We start from the raw sequence: 18,853 nt of genomic DNA, 5'->3' as shown, positions 1-18,853 counted from the left end.
GTGGGATTTACGTTTAAAAAATTCACTATCGAACACGATGCTTGCGCTATGAAAGTGGGTACCGACAGTATTTTGTTAGGCAGTTGGGTGCAAACTAATAACGCCCAGCGTATTTTAGATATTGGCACGGGTAGTGGATTGTTAGCCATTATGTTGGCTCAAAAAGCGCAACCTACTTGTTTGATAGACGGGATAGATATCGACTTTGCCGCGATTGCACAAGCTAAAGACAATGAGAAGAATTGCCCCTGGGCACTGCAGCTGACTTTTCAGCATACAAGCCTACAACAATTTCCTATTGGTACCCTTTATGACTTAATTGTCAGCAATCCTCCTTATTTTTCAATTAATGTCAGCGCAAACAAAGCTCACTCGGCAAAAAATCGACTCAATGCTCGGCAAACGATTGAGTTAGATCATCCAACACTTTTGCAAGAAGTCACACAACACTTATCTGCTAGCGGCAAATTTTGTTGTGTCTTGCCAGCGGATGTAGCTAAGGTCTTCATAGTGGATGCTGAAACAGCGGGGCTATATTGTATGCGGGAGCTTCTAGTACAGCCAAAACCCCAAACACATGTGACGCGACTTTTATTAGAATTTAGTCGTACAAAACAAACTAAAATCTCTGAAAAACTAACAATTTACAATCAACTAGGCCACTATTCCAAAGAATATATTGCTCTTTGCAAAGATTATTACTTAAGTTTTTGACGATTTTTGTACTTATCTTGTACTTATCCACTATCTTTTGATGAGTAGTTACTAATCTCAGGAGAAATGATGAAAACATTTGAATTACCCAAGTCAATATCATCACTGGCTGAGAAGCTGCAAATAGTCGAAATGGTCTGGCAGGGTGTGCCAGTCCAGATCCCCAAATTTGCTGTTTATGCTATTATCGAAAAACCAATATTTGATAACGTTGTATTTCGAAACGGCAGAAAAATCGGCCTTTTGCATTTGGCGCGATACAAGATACCTGTTTTAGATCCTTTTCGAGGAAACATTGATTTTCACCCCAATTTTGCACTGATCATCAGCCATAGCCGTGGCAACCGTTTCGGCCTGTATGGTTACCCTGCTGATCATATTGAGTCAAATATGCAACTTTCTTCATCTCATGGGGCGGTGTGTAGAATTGTTAAAGATTACGTTTAGAGGTAAGTGAGAGTGCATTCATCCTTGATTACGCATCCCGAACCAACCCTTTTTCGATGCTACGAACTAACCTTTGAGTTAAGCGGTTATCGGATTTTTCATCCTGCGTTGCTCTGTGCTGGTGTTGTGCCAAGGCCCATTGAATATGTTCTTTGACTAAATCTGTTGCGTGATCCAAGGCGCCTTGCAACGTGCTAACAATCTGAGTCGAATAAGGCGCATTACCTAAGCCCACTGCTAAATTACGTTGCCAACGCTCAAAACCAATACGCCGGATCGCTGAACCTTCGGTATTTTTCAGAAAGGTGGGTTCATCCCAAGCAAACAAGTCGATAAGTTCTTGGCTCATTAGTTTTTGCCTAGGGTGGAAATCGGCTTCATCTGTAATATGGGCGTAACGGTTCCACGGGCAAATAAGTTGACAGTCATCACAGCCATAGACGCGGTTACCAATTAAGCTACGGTATTGCTCGGGAATAGCCCCTTTTTGTTCTATGGTCAGGTATGAAATACAGCGTCTTGCGTCCACCACATAAGGTTCTACTATAGCTTGGGTGGGGCAGATGGTTATGCAAGCGGTGCAATTACCGCAGTTGTCTTCCACCGCCTTATCCACAGGCAAAGGAATATCCACAAACAACTCGCCTAAAAAGAACCAAGAACCAGCTTCTTTATTGATAGTAAGTGAATGCTTACCTGTCCAACCAATACCGGCTTTTTCGGCAATGGCGTGTTCGAGTACTGGAGCTGAATCAACAAAAGGTCGGAAATTTAAATCTTCACATTCAGTTTTGATTTTATCGCCAAGCTTTTTCAAACGAGCACGTAACAACTTGTGATAGTCGCGTCCCAAAGCATAACGACTAATGTAAGCTTGTTGTTTATTTTTTAAGGTGTGGGCAAATTTCGCATCAGGGGGCAGATAATCCATTCTGACACTGATAACTCGCATCGTACCGGGCAGCAATTCAGCGGGTCGAGCCCTTTTCATACCATGCTCTGCCATGTAATGCATTTCACCGGCATAGCCTTTTTCCAGCCATGATTGCAGGTGGGATTCATGCTGTTCTAGGTCAACATCACAAATACCCACTTGCTGAAAACCTAGCACTTTACCCCAAGCCTTGATATTTTCAGCTAAAGACAATAATTCAGAAGTGTTTAGAGATGACATTGACAAACCTGTTAACCGAGCAAGCGGTTGAGATTCTAGCACATAAAATTGTGAGTTCAGAACAAGTCAGAACGATAGAACCCAAGGCAGCCCAGATAGCTGGATGTACTATGTTTGAATTAATGCAACGAGCAGGCGAAGCTGCGTTTAAAGTATTAAAGCAACAATGGCCAAATGTACAAAATATTATAGTGGTTGCTGGCAACGGTAATAATGCGGGAGATGGTTATGTATTGGCTAAACTTGCCAAACAGCAAGGTATCAATGTTGTAGTCATCTGTGAACAGCCAAAAAGAGAATTAGTAGGTGATGCAAAACAAGCACAACTAGAATGGCAAAAGCTGGAGGGTGAAACACTTAAATTTGCTGAACAAAATTATTCACAATTTGATGTATTAGTGGATGCATTGTTGGGAACAGGGGTCACAGGCGAAGTTAAACCCACTTTTCAAGCCGTGATTCAACAAATAAATCGAACAAATATTCCTGTATTGAGCATTGACTTACCATCAGGGATGAATGCTAACACAGGGCAAGCCTTACCGATTTGTATCAAAGCTGATGTGACTGTCACTTTTGTTGCAACCAAGCCAGGATTAGTGAGCGGTATTGGTAAAGACTTTTGCGGCAAGCTCACTTTTGCTGATTTAAAAATCGGCACAGAATTTTTTGACATTGCTCACAGTGAAGCACAATTAGTCGACTGGCCTATGTTGCAACCACTGCAAGCAAGGCCAGTGCATGGCAATAAGGGCTCTTTTGGAAAATTACTGTGTATAGGCGGTAATCAAGGTATGCCAGGGGCAATTCGACTCAGTGCCGAGTCAGCTTTACGGTGTGGCGTAGGTTTAGTAAAAGTCTATTGCCATGAGTCAAGTATCATGGGTATCTCTGCAGGTCGTCCAGAGATAATGTTGACTCACAAAAACCTTGAGGCAGCGTTAGATTGGTGTCACTGCATAGTGATAGGGCCTGGATTAGGCCAAGATGATTGGGCTCATCAGCAATTTTCTAGTTTATTTGAATACCTAAAACACCATCCGAAGCCATTAGTGATTGATGCTGATGGCCTAAATTTGTTAGCGGCCATGGCAGATGATTCAGACATGCAGAATATTTTGGCATGCTTACCCGCATTAGTATTAACACCCCATCCTGGCGAAGCGAGTCGATTATTAAATGGCAACATTGCTAAAATTGAAAACGATAGGTATTTGGCTAGTCAAAACATTGCTCAAAGATATCAGGCAACCTGTGTTCTAAAAGGTGCAGGCACTATTATACAACAGAATGGATCACACCAAGAGCCTCAATGCTTTGTTTGCAAAGGGGGTAACCCTGGTATGGCAACGGCAGGCATGGGTGATTTACTAACCGGTGTTATTGGTGCTTTTTTGGCGCAAGGATTCACTTCACAACAAGCGGCTGTATACGGGGTCTGCGCTCATGCTGAAGCAGGTGACAGAGTTGCCACACAGTATGGTCAACGTGGTATGATTGCCTCAGATTTATTGCAGCCTTTACGAGCCATTGTTAACGGATTATGAGCATTTCTTTGATTACGCCCACATCTTATTTACCCCCAACTCATTACGAGTTAGCAGATGAAGCTGCCACCGTTGCTTTAGCTAGAAAACTTGCTCAGAACTGTCATCAGGGTATGGTGATTTATCTTGAAGGGGATTTAGGCGCGGGTAAAACCACATTTAGTCGAGGTTTTATTCAAGGTTTAGGGCATATTGGTCATGTCAAAAGCCCGACTTATACTTTGGTTGAACCCTATGAAATAGCTAACTGGCGTGTGTTTCACTTTGATTTGTACCGTTTGTCTGATCCTGAAGAGTTAGAATTTATGGGTATTCGTGATTATTTCGATTCTGATTGTATTTGTTTGATTGAATGGCCAGACAAAGGCGCTGGCCTCTTGGCATCTGCGGATTTACACATTAGTATTGGGTTCACGGAAGCAGGACGGGTCTTATCAATGCAGGCCAAGTCTACAAAAGGCTCGGATTTGCTTAAGCAATTAAACTAGAAAAATATTAATGCAAACGTTTTGGTCCAAACAATTTAATCTAATATTAATCAGTTTTTTACTGATGGCCTTCAGTACACTCAGTTTTGCTAAAAATACCATTGAAGGACTGCGTATTTGGCCCTCTCCAAACACCACACGGTTAGTTTTCGATTTAGCTGATACACCTACCTACAGTTACTTCACATTAAAAAACCCACAACGATTAGTTATCGATATAGAAAATACACCCAAGAATTTCGATTTTGAAAAGGTTGCTAATGACAGCAAACTGGTGAAAAAAGTCCGCTATAGTACGGCCAAAAATTCTCAATCAGTGCGAGTTGTTATTGAGTTAAATAAAAAACTCGAAAAAAATATTTTTGCTTTGCCTCCTACTGCACCTTATGGCGATAGATTAGTCATTGATCTCAACGACCCTGACCCTGCAGCACAAAAAATTGTATTGAATTCAACATCCACAACCGACAGAGACATAGTGATTGTCATAGATGCGGGTCACGGTGGGGAAGATCCAGGCTCGATTGGCCCTAGCGGTAGTTATGAAAAAAATATCACATTGGGTATAGCAAAACGCTTAGAGTCTCTAATTAACAAAGAAAAAGGCATGAAAGCGGTGATGACACGCACCGGCGACTACTATATTTCTCCGAATAAACGTCCCCAACTTGCTAGAAAACATAAAGCAGATATGTTTGTGTCAATACACGCAGATGCGTTTACCACACCTCAGCCTAGAGGGGCCTCGGTGTGGGTGTTATCTATGAAAAGGGCGAACACTGAATTGGGTCGCTGGCTAGAAAGAACCGAACGCCACTCTGAATTATTGGGCGGTGCAGCTGAGATTATACAAGATACAGCCAATGAACGGTATTTAGCTCAAACGTTTCTCGATATGTCTATGGACCACTCTTTGACCACGAGTTATGACGTGAGTCGGGACATGATCAAACACCTAGGTAAAGTAACAAAATTACATAAAAAGACGCCCCAAGGAGCTAGTTTTGCGGTATTAACCTCACCAGATATCCCGTCGATTTTGGTAGAGATGGGATTTATATCTAACCCTCAAGAAGAAAGAAATCTGAATTGGTCTGAGTATCGGCAAAAGATGGCGCAGTCAGTATTTAATGGGCTTAAACAACATTTTAAAGGTTCACCTCCGGACGGTTCTTTATGGGCTAAATGGAAGCAACAAAACCGCACCCATAGAGTGCGCAGCGGAGAATCATTATCTTTGCTGGCTCAACGTTATAATGTACAAATCAGTACTCTGAAAAAAGCCAATAATCTAAATACTGATGTGGTGCGTATCGGACAAGTTCTGACGATCCCCAGCACCTAACTTATTCATTTAGCATTACACCAAGGTCATTATTTTGCCGATTCAAATTCTTCCCGCAAGATTAGCCAACCAAATTGCCGCTGGAGAAGTGGTTGAACGCCCTGCTTCCGTGGTCAAAGAGATAGTAGAAAACAGCCTAGATTCAGGGGCTAGTTCGATTGAAATTGATATTGAAAAAGGCGGCCATAAACGCATATTGATCCGTGATAACGGTAGTGGTATTCCCCATGACGAACTCGCATTAGCCCTTAGCCGCCATGCCACCAGTAAGATAGCCAAATTAGATGATTTAGAAGCCATTTGTAGTTTAGGATTTCGTGGTGAGGCCTTGGCTAGTATCAGTTCAGTTGCACGCTTGAGTTTAAGCTCTAAGCCCAAAGAACAAACACAAGCCTGGCAAGCACACTGTGAAGGTCGCGATATGCAAGTGCAACTCAATCCAGTGGCACACCCAGATGGAACCAGTGTTGATGTAGTCGATTTGTTTTTCAATACCCCCGCCAGACGCAAGTTTTTACGTACTGAGAAAACCGAATTTGCCCATATCGATGAAGTAGTCAGACGTATTGCGCTGAGTCGTTTTGATGTGAGTTTTAGCCTTAAACATAATGGCAAATTACTGCGTAAATACCCAGCAGTGAAGCCACAAGACACTGAATTAAAACGTCTCGGAACTATATGCGGCAAAGAATTTACTGAGCAAAGTATTGAACTAAATAGTCAATATCAACAATTTGAGTTAAAGGGCTGGTTGGCGCAACCAGAACAAGCCAAAACCCAAGGCGACTTTCAATATTTTTATGTAAATGGCCGCATGATGCGCGATAAGTTAATCAATCATGCGGTTCGCCAAGCGTTTGAAGGGCTTATTGCTGCCGATTTATATCCAGCCTATGTGCTGTATTTGACCATTGAACCAAACCAAGTCGATGTGAATGTGCACCCAGCCAAACATGAAGTGAGATTTCATCAAGCACGTTTAGTACATGATTTCATATACAGAGCACTAACAGATTCCCTGAATCAATATTTTCAACAAGGGCAGCAACAGCCAAATCCTGAAGCAAAGGAGTTACCAAAAGCGCAGCCCAATCATGATTATATTCAACCTTTGCAAAGTCCAAAATCTGAGACTAGTGTTGACGAACGTTTGCCCAACTATACAGGCACAGGTACTCGCGTATCTGGTGCGTCCGGTTTATTGGCAAATAAGGATATGGCGGCACACCTAGTCAACTCGTCACAAGTTATCAATCAATCTTCAAAAAACTATCAACAATTGATGACCCCAATACAACCAGTGAATTCATTGACCAGTGTTGCAGCACCTGCAACCATAATGCCTGGGCAATGGCTGCAAGTAACCGATAAGAAAATTTTGATGAAGCTTGGGAGAAATTTTTATTTACTGGAGACAAAGGCATTACATTTTAATGTAATGTCTAAACTCTACTCAGATACGATGCCAGTAAGCCAACCTTTATTAATGCCTATTTCTATAAAAGCCACGGCTGATTTACTAGCCCAAGCAAAAGCACTCTATCAACCACTTTTGGAAAACAGCGTAGAAATTGGCTGGACACCAAATAGGATTATTTTACGTAAGGTACCCGCAGGTTTAAGGCAATTTCGATGGGTGGAGTACCTAGAGGATATTTTGGGGTGTATAGAAATAGATAGCAAATCAGTACGTAAGCACTTGCTAACTAGTATAGTTTCAAGTGAAGAGATGACACTTATTCAAATACAAGAATTGTGGCAACAGTTTGTTCATTCATCTGATGATGTAGAACATGATATTGCTCACGTAAGTAAACAAGTATATTTAGATGATTGGCTGAATGCCTATGAATAAGATCAAAGAAACAACGCTTAATGCTTTGCCACCTGCGTTATTTTTGATGGGACCAACTGCGTCAGGAAAAACAGGCCTTGCAATTGAGCTTTGCGAAAACCTGCCCTGCGAAATAATAAGTGTCGATTCTGCATTGATCTATCGTGACATGGATATTGGCACGGCTAAACCAAACGCCACTGAATTGATAAAAGCCCCTCACAGATTAATCAATATTTTAGATCCCGCACAACGTTATTCAGTGGCCGAATTTCGTAACGATGCACTACTGGCCATGCAAGACATCACAACTAGGGGAAAGATCCCGTTATTGGTGGGTGGCACTATGATGTATTACAAAGCCTTGATTGAGGGACTTTCGCCGTTACCAGAATCAGATCAAAACGTGAGAAAAACCATAGAAGCAACAGCCGATGAGGTCGGTTGGGATGTATTACATCAACAATTAGCCGAAATAGATCCGACTTCGGCTAAACGTATCCACCCTAATGATCCTCAACGCTTAATTAGGGCTCTAGAAGTATATCAACTTACTAATCGTTCTATGACTGACTTGATGGCAACCAAGTCTGACCCCATACCTTATAATGTAAAACAATTTTGTATCGCACCAGAGGATCGCAAAGTATTACATCAACGTATCGCTCGGCGTTTTCAACTGATGATCGATACAGGGTTTCAGGCCGAAGTAGAAAAATTAAAAAATAGAGGTGATCTACATTTGAACCTACCCTCTATTAGATGTGTCGGTTATAGACAAATGTGGCAGCATCTTGATGGTGATTATGATTTTAACGAAATGTTCGAAAAGTCTGTTGCAGCCACTCGCCAGCTAGCTAAAAGACAGCTGACTTGGCTAAGAGGTTGGGAAAATGTTCACCAATTAGATACGTTTTCGACGGACAATCTGACGAAAGTCATAAAACTGAGTGAGTCTCAATCATAACGCGGCCTATACAGCTATATGTTTTAATGTATAATCTTTCTATAAAGTAAAATTTCATAATAAAAATAAAGGATTGATCATGGCAAAAGGGCAATCATTACAAGACCCATTCCTCAATGCGCTACGTAAAGAGCGTATTCCCGTATCCATTTACCTTGTTAACGGGATTAAACTTCAAGGGCAAGTAGAATCGTTTGATCAGTTTGTGATTTTACTTAAAAATACTGTAAGCCAAATGGTTTATAAACACGCAATTTCTACCGTTGTACCATCACGCGCAATTCCCATGCCTACTGTTGGTCAAACGGAAGCAGACGAAGACTAAATATGGTTTTAGGAGAGCGGCTTGTTTGACCGTTATGAAGCAGGTGAACAGGCTGTTTTAGTACATGTTGATTTTGCTGATGAAAATAGCAAAGAAGATTTATTAGAATTACAACTGCTTGTGGCGTCTGCTGGTGTAAATGCCATAGATGTAGTCACAGGATCTCGGCAAGCACCACAGGCACGTTATTTTGTGGGTAGCGGCAAAGCAGAAGAAATTGCCAATGCGGTGAGAGCTCAGCAAGCTGATGTGATCATTTTTAATCACAGTTTATCCCCCTCCCAAGAACGTAATCTAGAACAATTGTGTCAATGTCGAGTCCTCGACCGTACTGGACTGATCCTAGATATTTTTGCCCAACGCGCCCGTACTCACGAGGGTAAATTACAAGTAGAGCTAGCACAACTTCGACATATGAGTACTCGATTGATTCGAGGCTGGACTCACCTAGATAAGCAAAAAGGTGGAATTGGTCTACGTGGCCCAGGTGAAAGTCAACTTGAAACTGATAGGCGACTACTCAGAGCAAGGATCAAAGCGATTCAGCGTCGCCTTGATAAAGTACAAAAACAAAGAGAACAAGGAAGACGCTCTAGAATTCGCGCAGAAATCCCTACAGTTTCACTGGTAGGGTATACCAACGCTGGCAAATCCACTTTATTTAATAGTATGACAGAATCTGCTGTATATGTTGCTGACCAACTTTTTGCGACACTTGACCCAACGCTTAGAAAGATTCAGTTACAAGATGTTGGCTCAGCAATTCTTGCTGATACGGTTGGTTTTATCCGTCACCTCCCCCATGATCTGATTGCGGCCTTTAAAGCTACATTACAAGAAACTCAACAAGCAAATTTACTATTGCATGTAGTGGATTATTCTGACGACCAGTTTCAAGAGAATATCGAACAAGTAAATGAAGTTCTTGAAGAGATAAATGCTAACGAAATCCAACAATTGATGGTGTGTAATAAGATTGATCGGATGGATGGCGTCAGTGCAAAGATAGATCGCGATGAATCAGGTATGCCTATTCGGGTTTGGTTATCTGCTCAGCAAGGTCTGGGTATTGATTTACTGCTCAGCGCAATTACTGAATGTTTATCAAAAAACATGGTACAACATAGTTTATTAATTCCTCCACGGAAAAGTAGTTTACGTGGTGTGTTTTTTGAGATGAATTGCATTGCTGCAGAAAGTTATGCCGAAAATGGTGATTGGCAAATTGATGTTCGCATGGAACAGAGAGATTGGAACAGATTAGTTAAACGTGTCGACGTTGATTTAGACTCATATATAGTAAAATATTAGTAACAAATAACAGATCAAAAATTTTAAAAAACTCGTAATGGTCAGTAGACCTATTTATTGAATTAACTAGCTGGAGAGACATAATGGCTTGGAATGAGCCCGGTGGAAACAATAATGATCCTTGGAAGAACAAGGGCGGCCGAGATCAAGGCCCGCCTGATTTAGACGAGGTATTCAAAAACTTAATGAATAAATTCGGCAAGTTTGGTGGTGGTGGTTCCGGTGGCTCATCAGGCGGTAAAAGCCTTGGTGGTATAGGCGCTGCTGTAATTGTAGGTATATTAGTTATTGGCTGGGTGTTTAGTGGTTTTTACACTATTCGTGAAGCTGAGCGCGGCGTGGTTTTACGGTTTGGAGAATTCAGTCATTTTGTGGATCCCGGTCTGCAGTGGAAACCAACTTTTGTAGACGAGATTATACCGGTAGATGTGAAAACAATTCGATCTATGCCTTCTTCTGGCTCGATGCTAACTGAAGACGAAAACGTGGTCCGTGTTGAGATGGAAGTTCAATACCGTATCCTCGAACCTTATAAATATAGCTTTGCTGTGACTAGCCCTGAAGAGAGTTTGAGTCAAGCATTCGATAGTGCCATTCGTTACGTTGTAGGTCACTCTAGAATGGATGCCGTACTAACAGGTGGACGTGAAGCAACAAGGCAAAGCGTGCTTGATGAATTAACGGGTATCATTGAGTCATACGATATGGGCATATCTGTTGTCGATATGAACTTTAAAGATGCAAGGCCGCCAGAAGAAGTGAAAGAAGCTTTTGATGATGCCATTGCAGCACAAGAAGATGAACAACGCTTTATAAACGAAGCAGAAGCTTATTCTCGTGAAATCGAACCTCGTGCTCGTGGACAGGTTAACCGTTTAGCACAAGAAGCCCAAGCTTATAAAGAACGTGTCACATTGGAAGCGCAAGGTGCAATCGCACGATTTGAAGAATTACTTCCTCAATATACTTCTGCACCAGAAGTCACTCGTAGTCGTATTTACCTTGAAACTATGGAAGAAGTCTACGGTAACACCAGTAAAATATTGGTGGATACGGAAGGCACTGGCAACATGATGTATTTACCGCTAGATAAAATATTGGGAAATCAGTCTGGGCCAACAATTCCAGCCAACATCCGCAGTACTTTAGAAGGTTTGCGTAATCAAGATGAAGATACACAACCGGTAAACGGCAACTCCAGAAACAACCGTAACAACGGCGTACGTAGTGGGAGAAACTAGGCTATGAAAAATTTTATTGCATTAATAATAGTAGCCTTAGGGTTGCTTATATTTGGTTCGTTATTTGTTGTAGAAGAAGGCAACAAAGCCATTGTTATACAATTTGGTAAAGTACAGAGAGACAGCGAGACCGGTGACACCACAGTTTTCGAACCTGGTTTACACTTAAAACTTCCTTTCTTTGACCGTGTGGTAAGACTTGATGCACGTATTCAAACATTGGACGAAGTGCCAGATCGTTTTGTAACCGCTGAGAAAAAAGATTTGATCGTCGACTTGTATGTTAAATGGAAGATTGAAGATTTTGCTAAGTACTATTTAGCCACTGGTGGTATCAAAGCTGGTGCAGAAATACTGTTACAACAGAAAGTGAATAACGCCTTACGTTCTGAGTTTGGTACCCGTACTATTCAAGAAATTGTTTCTGGTGAACGTTCAGAACTGATGGATGAAGCTATGACACAAGCCTCGACCAGCTCAGACGAATTGGGTATACAAATAATTGATGTGCGTGTAAAACAAATCAACTTACCCTTGGAAGTAAGAAACTTTATTTTCCAACGTATGCGCAGTGAACGCGAAGCAGTAGCCAGAGAGCATCGCTCTGAAGGTAAAGAAAAAGCTGAATTTATTAAAGCTGATATCGATGCTAAAATCACAGTTATGTTAGCTGACGCAGAACGTAACCTGCGTAAACTTAGGGGTGAAGGTGAAGCACAAGCAGCACAGATATATGCTGAGACCTACACAAAAGATCCTGAGTTTTATCGTTTTTTACGTAGTATGGATGCTTACAGGAAAAGCTTTAGTAGCAAACAAGACGTGTTGGTTGTTGAACCAGACAGCGACTTCTTTCGCTACATGAAAGACCCAAGCGGAAAACAACCGAAAAGTTAGTTCATAATTTAAAGCGCCGCAAGGCGCTTTTTTTTTGATACGTTATTATTTGATATAGTGACTGTCTGTTAACTAAGACAGGAGTATTAACACCAATCCTTGCAACTTAAGCCAATTTGCCACACTATAAAAAGCTACATCTGATACAAAGTAGTCAAGGTATTATCTATGAAGTTTTTTGCTGGTTTTATGACCTTTTTAGTCGCCCTTTTACATATTGGCATAATGGTGCTTGAAATGTTTTTCTGGAATCATCCAGTTGGACAAAAAATATTCTCCATGACAGCAGAGGTGGCACAATCTTCAGAAGTACTAGCTTTGAACCAAGGTTTATACAATAGCTTTTTGGGCTTTGGTTTACTTTGGGGTTTAATCAGCGGCAATCAAAGTTTAAAAGTATTTTTACTCATATGTATCACTATTGCCGGTATTTTTGGAGGGCTCACAGTTAAACTAAGTATGCTATATATACAAGCATTGCCTGGAATCATTACACTTTTGTTAGTCATAAAAGCCAAAAGACGCCAAGCCGGTGAAGCACGTCTATTCTCTTAGCTGTTAGTGAGAACAAATAAAGGCCAGTTTTTTTAAGAGCATAGATTACTGGCGAAATTGTGAGGGAAGATGTGTCAGTACCAAGAGAAAACCTATTAGCTAATATGCGAGATAGTTTAGATCTATTGTGATGACTCTACATAGCCCTCTATGTATTGCTTAAGGAGCACAGTGGGAGCCTTAGATTGGATGGTGTCAGGCGCTGCAATATTACTCGTATCTTGAACAGTTTGGCCATCCTTTTGCAGCAAACAAATTAAACCAGAAAAAACTAACGGATATACTGACTGCAATTTTTATTACTTTAGTGGCTTGCCTGCAAGCTGATAGAGTTTTAGCTTGCCTCAATTGCACCCATAAGCCATCTCATGGTTCAAATCTAGGCCATGTTTCAGGCTTAGATAGTTTGTTTTGCACGTGGTATACACGGCACTCATGGCATTTCGGACACATACTATATAATAGCGTCCTCTGATGAACTAAAAAGCAGCCAATACTTATGCTGACACCCATAATATCCAATCACTTATGTTGGCCAAGTTTAATCAACCTGAACTCGAGGGTTAAGACATGCCGCGTCCCTAGAAGTAATTACAATAAAAACAATATGTTAGGTGGTGCCAATTGGTTTGCAAAGACATTGAATGCATCCAGTGCTGCTATTATTGTGTTTATCGAGGCGAGCTTTTGAGGGATTAACCCGCTATTGTGAGCAAGTTCAACGAAGATAGGCGCGATAATAGTGGTACTGGACGGTATGGCTTATCCATACATCAAGCTCAGGTTAATCAGGTTAACAGCAGGTTATTGATGGCTTATTCAAAGACAAAAGGCCACAAATTGTGACCTTTTAATAATGAAACTAATCTTAATATTAGCTAAAAAACCAAATTCATTTATAGCATTCAGGATATAAGGTACTACTCAATACCAAAGTCAGCTCTTAGCTTCGCTTCTCTGGTAATAGATGTCTTTTGTTTCATCTCTCGCTGGCTAAGTTTACGCTTAGCTAAAACTGTTTCTTCAGCTAATAACAGGGCTTCAACGTAATTCAGATAAATTTCCTCATTTTGCATGGCATCAGTTATGGCCCGATCATATAAATTTAATGCTCCTTCATAGTCTTTATCCGCCATATATATTTGCGCTAAGGTATCTAATGCTGCAGCGTTATCAGGTTTAAGTTCAACTGCCTTTTCCCCATACCCCCTAGCTTTATTAATATCGCCTTCCTGTAAATATAAATACGCTAAGTTATTATTGGCAATATAATTATTTGGATTTTGTTGTAAAGCCACTTCATAGCTTGCAATTGCACCTGATAAATCCTCACCTATCTGCCTTTCTGCCAGTAACATTCTTGCGCCCAAATCATTGGGTAATTTCTCGATATGCTGCACAAGCAACTCCATGGACTTATCTAACTGCTGCAACTTATCGTAAGTGAATACCAACAAAATTAGGTTTCTATTATTTGGGGTAGCATTGTAAGCAATAAGCGCATTTTCTAACGCTAACTCTGGTTGTTTATTGTTTAACTGAAAGCGAGCCAGAAAACCTTTGGCTATGGGTAACCCAAGTACATTTTTTGGTAATGCATCATACGCTTTTTGGGCTGTTGGATAATCCCCTTGCATGAGTAAAAAATGGGTGTTCAACAACTGCATTTGCACATCGTCACGATTGTTAAGATACCCTTGGGTCAATTTTGATGCTTCTTCAAACTTATTAAGGTTATCTAGTAATAATAATTTACCGACTATGGCGTCCTTATCATTGGGTTCTTTTGCAAGCCATGCATCGTAATGCAAAGTTGCGGGCCGCAATTGGTTGGATTTAATGAAGCCTTGACCTAATGTTTTCCAATAAGCTCTTGGCAAATCATTTTGATCTTTTACTTCCGTCAACAGATCAATTGCCGCTTGGTAATTGTTTTCAACAACCTGAACTCTGGCTAATAATAACCTTGTTGCAATGTTAGTGGGATCACGTTCAAAAGCAGATTGGATTTTTACAATGCCTAATAATTCTTTGTTAGCTTGTTTATTGATCAAATAATACGTCGCCAATGTAGGTACATTATTTGGAAATTCAATCAGTAATTGCTCTAATAACAGTCGAGCCTGTTGCATATCTTTTTGCACCACAGCCAAGTTTACCAAAGCTAATCTTGGTGAGGGGCTTTTGCTGTCTTGGGCTATCGCTTTTTCAAATTCTATTTTTGCTTCAGTAAATTTTTGTTGCTTTGTGTAAACATCGCCGGCCAACATATAAGGTTTTGCATCATCAGGGCTGCTGTTTTTCCAATTATTTGCCAGCTCCAAAGCTTTGTCATATTGCTGAGTGACTAAGTACGCTTTTGCTAGAGTAGTTTGTGCACTTTCCAATTCAGGCGACTTACTGACTGCCTCTTCCAAGTTAACTATGCCATCAAGGTTGTTCAGAGAAAGTTGTAATAATCCTAAGCGCGTTAAATCTTCAGCAGTACGACTGATACTTGTGGATTTTTCAATCAATACTTTGGCTTCTTTTTCAAAACCATCACGTAGTAGTTCATAACTTGCCTTGGAAAATAAAGGTGCGTCTTCATCTGTCAGTTGGTCAAGCCTCCCTAACACATCGCCAGCTTCTGAACTCAGTCCTAACTGGAGTTGGCTTGCAGCGAGTAACTTGAGGCCAGGGTGATTGTCTGGCAAGATCCCCGCAATATAAGTCAAATGACGATTTGCACTCGAGTAGTCTTGTATTTGATAGGCTGCATAACCTGCTACCAAGCGTAAAGACGGTGCTTCTATGCCGCCGTTAAAGGCAAATTCTGCACGTTTAAGGGCATTCGCATAATCACCTTTATAAGCATAGGTTGCAGACTTTAATTGATTCAACAGAGGATTTTGGTCATTCAGTAAAAGCAGTTCATCAATATAAGGATCAGCAGCTTTTAAATCTCCCACATCTACCAATAATTTAGCCAAGACAAAGGTTGTTTGTTTATCTTCAGGGTAAAACTGAACATAATCTTTGAATATATCAGCGGCCTCAGCTGGTTTACCAAGGGATAATTTCAACTGAGCTAATAACTTCAGTACTTCTGCATTTTGCGGAGCTTGTTCACGCAACTCAGATACTGCAGTGGCAGCGGTTTCATAATTTTCATCTAACACCAACATATAAGCTGCTGTCAGGCCCTTAAAAACAGAGCTAGTTTCAATTTCTCTCAATTCTTCAATCAATACACGAGCAGCATCTATTTTATTTAATCGCGCCAATGCAACCACTTTGAAATAACCGATTTCAGCTCGTTCAACAGAGGTTAGCCCTTGTTGCCCATGCTCTAATTTACTAATGGCTGAGTAGGCACCTGTTTGCTGATAAGCTTGGGTTAATAACGGCAACACTTTCGATGGTTCGAAACCATATTCCAGAGCACGATTCAGCTCTTTCTCTGCGCTTTCAAACTGTTTCTGTTGAATATAAAGCAGGCCAAGTTCAAATCTGGCTTGGGCCAACTTCGGCTCAAGTTGCACCGCATTTTTTAGCGCAACAATTGCAGCTGCAGGATCATTTTCTGCAACATACTGTTTAGCCTCTTGTATATATTGGTCGCTAGTTTGTTTACCGCAACCAGATAACACACCTATTGCAACAACAGTTAATGCATATTTTAATAGTGTTGAATTCAAACCTTTCATATTGGTTATTCCTGTGTAAATTCTTATGAAGGTATAATGACATGTTTTTACCCTGTTCGATCAACGCTTCAGGTTTTATTTGCAAATGTTAAACTCTCACTCTGGCAATGGTGCTTTGGAAAAGTTAAATAGTAAGCCAAGATAGCCTCTTTGCATTCCTCTTCTTCAGCACTGTCAATAAGTTGGTGAAAAACGCCATTTAATAAAAACAGGCCAAATAAAGATAACAATCGCCAAATGTTAACCAAGCAACGCAAACAGATGACATATTTGCAACAACATTGACAATAAACCACAAAGTCGTGCACCACAAAATGGCATTTTTCAAGAATAATGCAATTAAACAAAGCATTACATGGAGTAAATGTTGAATATCGAATATAATTTGACCTTTGAAACCGTGCCGGCTTCGCCTTAAATAATTGTTTTACTGATTTTAGAAATTGTATTACCGATTCAAATAACGCTGTGCCTGCCTGTACCCTGGGAAAATTGATGACCACCACCACATCTGAAATAACATTTAGAGATTTAAACCTACCCGAAGAACTGCTGCAAGCATTAGACAAAGTCGGCTATGAAAAACCTACACCTATTCAAGCAGAGTGTATTCCACTTATTATTGGAGGCCAGGATTTATTAGGCACCGCGCAAACAGGTACCGGTAAAACCGCTGCTTTTGCCCTACCTATGTTGGCCAATATTGATCCTGATGATAAAAGCACCCAATTATTGGTATTAACTCCTACCAGAGAGTTAGCCATTCAAGTAGCCGAAGCCTTTCAGGTTTATGCTAGCTTCCTTAAGAAAATTAACGTTTTACCTATTTATGGCGGTTCATCTTATGATAACCAAATTCGCCAACTAAAACGTGGCACACAAGTTGTTGTCGGCACACCTGGCCGTGTAATAGATCACATTAAAAAGGGCACCCTCAAACTTGATAAATTGAAGTTTTTGGTACTCGATGAAGCTGATGAAATGTTACGTATGGGTTTCATTGATGATGTAGAGTGGATATTGGGTCATGCTCCAAAAGAGCGCCAAACTGCATTATTTTCAGCGACTATGCCTGATGCTATTCGTAAAATAACGAAACGTTATTTAAATGATCCTAAATCAGTCAAAATCGAATCCAAAGTTGCCACAGCTAGTACCATTCGTCAGCGTTATTGCCAAGTTGCTGGACATCACAAGTTAGAAGCCCTAACACGCATATTAGAAGTAGAAGTCTTCGATGGTGTGATTATCTTCGTACGTACCAAAACAGCCACCATGGAATTGGCTGAAAAACTTTCTGCGAGAGGTTATGCGGTTGAACCACTTAACGGTGATATTCCACAAAACTCACGTGAACGAACCGTTGACCGTTTGAAGAAAGGCAAAATTGATATTCTAGTTGCTACAGATGTGGTAGCTCGTGGTCTTGATGTTGAACGTGTTAGCCATGTAATCAACTTTGACGTTCCTTACGATACCGAATCATATGTTCATCGTATTGGCCGTACTGGTCGCGCGGGTCGTGAAGGTGATGCAATATTATTTATTTCACACCGTGAAAAACGTATGTTGTTTTCTATTGAACGCGCCACCAGACAGACAATCGATGCAATGACTATCCCGTCAATCTCACAACTTAATGAAACACGTTTATCTCGTTTCAAAAGCAGTGTGATTGAAGCCATAAGTGATGCATCAATTGAGACACTTATCCCTATCGTTGAGTCCATTCAAGCAGAAACCGAAGCTGCGCCAGAAGTGATCATGGCAGCATTAGCCAAAATCGCTCAAGGTGATGAGCCACTTATCCTTAAAGATAGTGACCGTCCCGACTTAAATGCTGCGCCTCCAAGAAATGACCGTAACGACAGAAATGATCGTGCGCCAAGAGAGCGCGGTGCTCGTCCTGAACGTGGCGGTGAGCGTGGTGGCGGTGAGCGTGTTAAACGCGAACGCAAATCTGGACCACCTAGTGAAGGAATGCAACGTTATCGTATAGAAGTAGGTCATACTCATGGTGCCAAACCAGGCAACATAGTGGGCGCTATCGCTAACGAAGCTAACATCAGTAGTAAAAATATCGGTTCTATCGAAATCTACGATAATTTCAGCACCGTAGATTTGCCTAAAGATATGCCAAAAGCAACTCACGACACCTTGCAAAAGACTCGTGTTGCAGGCAGAAGCTTAGGTATGCGCGAATGGACTGAACAACCACCAAAGAAACGTGGTAATCCAGATAACCGTGACTAAACTTTAAGTTTAAAATAATGAAAAAAGGGCCTATACGGCCCTTTTTTTTTATACCTCCAATGTCAG

The 18,853-nt window shown here is 41.0% G+C and carries 15 protein-coding genes; 13 read left to right on the top strand and 2 right to left on the bottom strand.

What is annotated here, in order from left to right:
• The gene (locus tag CXF95_RS17720; protein WP_232787904.1) at positions 1-714 is read left to right on the top strand and encodes a tRNA1(Val) (adenine(37)-N6)-methyltransferase; all 714 of its coding nucleotides are present in this window, start codon (positions 1-3) and stop codon (positions 712-714) included.
• Between the two features lie 69 nt (positions 715-783).
• A complete protein-coding gene (locus CXF95_RS17715; protein WP_101199906.1) occupies positions 784-1,161 on the top strand; it encodes a hypothetical protein in 378 nt (125 codons plus the stop codon).
• Positions 1,162-1,189: 28 nt separating this feature from the next.
• Here CXF95_RS17715 and queG read toward each other — a convergent pair whose 3' ends face one another.
• On the bottom strand, positions 1,190-2,335 hold the full coding sequence (queG, locus tag CXF95_RS17710; protein WP_101199905.1) for a tRNA epoxyqueuosine(34) reductase QueG: 1,146 nt from the start codon (positions 2,333-2,335) through the stop codon (positions 1,190-1,192).
• On the opposite strand from queG, the gene CXF95_RS17705 reads away from it, so the two are divergent.
• From CXF95_RS17705 to CXF95_RS17660, 10 genes are all read left to right on the top strand, one after another.
• On the top strand, positions 2,329-3,882 hold the full coding sequence (locus CXF95_RS17705) for an NAD(P)H-hydrate dehydratase (protein ID WP_101199904.1): 1,554 nt from the start codon (positions 2,329-2,331) through the stop codon (positions 3,880-3,882). The two genes, queG and CXF95_RS17705, sit on opposite strands and share 7 nt — an antisense overlap.
• Entirely contained in the window at positions 3,879-4,370 is a 492-nt protein-coding gene (tsaE, locus tag CXF95_RS17700) for a tRNA (adenosine(37)-N6)-threonylcarbamoyltransferase complex ATPase subunit type 1 TsaE (protein ID WP_101199903.1), read from the top strand. The genes CXF95_RS17705 and tsaE overlap by 4 nt, the downstream gene beginning before the upstream one ends.
• 10 nt (positions 4,371-4,380) lie before the next feature.
• Positions 4,381-5,715 (top strand): N-acetylmuramoyl-L-alanine amidase, encoded by a 1,335-nt coding sequence (locus tag CXF95_RS17695; protein ID WP_101199902.1) that lies wholly within the window; start codon positions 4,381-4,383, stop codon positions 5,713-5,715.
• A gap of 34 nt (positions 5,716-5,749) precedes the next feature.
• On the top strand, positions 5,750-7,570 hold the full coding sequence (gene mutL / locus CXF95_RS17690) for a DNA mismatch repair endonuclease MutL (RefSeq protein WP_101199901.1): 1,821 nt from the start codon (positions 5,750-5,752) through the stop codon (positions 7,568-7,570).
• Complete coding sequence (miaA, locus tag CXF95_RS17685) at positions 7,563-8,516, top strand: tRNA (adenosine(37)-N6)-dimethylallyltransferase MiaA (protein WP_101199900.1); 954 nt, start codon at positions 7,563-7,565, stop codon at positions 8,514-8,516. Before mutL ends, miaA begins: the two co-directional genes overlap by 8 nt.
• 79 nt (positions 8,517-8,595) lie before the next feature.
• Positions 8,596-8,841: an RNA chaperone Hfq gene (gene hfq, locus CXF95_RS17680; protein WP_101199899.1), complete on the top strand. Its 246-nt coding sequence runs from the start codon at positions 8,596-8,598 to the stop codon at positions 8,839-8,841.
• Positions 8,842-8,862: 21 nt separating this feature from the next.
• Positions 8,863-10,152, top strand: a complete 1,290-nt coding sequence (gene hflX, locus CXF95_RS17675) for a ribosome rescue GTPase HflX (RefSeq protein ID WP_101199898.1) — start codon at positions 8,863-8,865, stop codon at positions 10,150-10,152.
• Between the two features lie 83 nt (positions 10,153-10,235).
• On the top strand, positions 10,236-11,393 hold the full coding sequence (gene hflK, locus CXF95_RS17670; protein WP_101199897.1) for an FtsH protease activity modulator HflK: 1,158 nt from the start codon (positions 10,236-10,238) through the stop codon (positions 11,391-11,393).
• Positions 11,394-11,396: 3 nt separating this feature from the next.
• Complete coding sequence (gene hflC, locus CXF95_RS17665) at positions 11,397-12,290, top strand: protease modulator HflC (protein ID WP_101199896.1); 894 nt, start codon at positions 11,397-11,399, stop codon at positions 12,288-12,290.
• 168 nt (positions 12,291-12,458) lie between these two features.
• Positions 12,459-12,845, top strand: coding sequence for a DUF1304 domain-containing protein (locus tag CXF95_RS17660; protein ID WP_101199895.1), 387 nt, complete (start codon positions 12,459-12,461; stop codon positions 12,843-12,845).
• A gap of 920 nt (positions 12,846-13,765) precedes the next feature.
• On the opposite strand, the gene prsT is transcribed toward CXF95_RS17660, so the two are convergent.
• Positions 13,766-16,534: an XrtA/PEP-CTERM system TPR-repeat protein PrsT gene (gene prsT, locus CXF95_RS17655; RefSeq protein WP_101199894.1), complete on the bottom strand. Its 2,769-nt coding sequence runs from the start codon at positions 16,532-16,534 to the stop codon at positions 13,766-13,768.
• A 495-nt stretch (positions 16,535-17,029) separates the two neighbouring features.
• On the opposite strand from prsT, the gene CXF95_RS17645 reads away from it, so the two are divergent.
• Positions 17,030-18,787: a DEAD/DEAH box helicase gene (locus tag CXF95_RS17645; RefSeq protein WP_101199892.1), complete on the top strand. Its 1,758-nt coding sequence runs from the start codon at positions 17,030-17,032 to the stop codon at positions 18,785-18,787.
• The last annotated feature ends 66 nt before the right edge of the window (positions 18,788-18,853 follow it).

The organism is Paraglaciecola sp. MB-3u-78, assembly GCF_002835935.1.
Taxonomy (GTDB): Bacteria; Pseudomonadota; Gammaproteobacteria; order Enterobacterales; family Alteromonadaceae; genus Paraglaciecola.
This window is presented reverse-complemented; position numbering and strand designations above follow the sequence as displayed.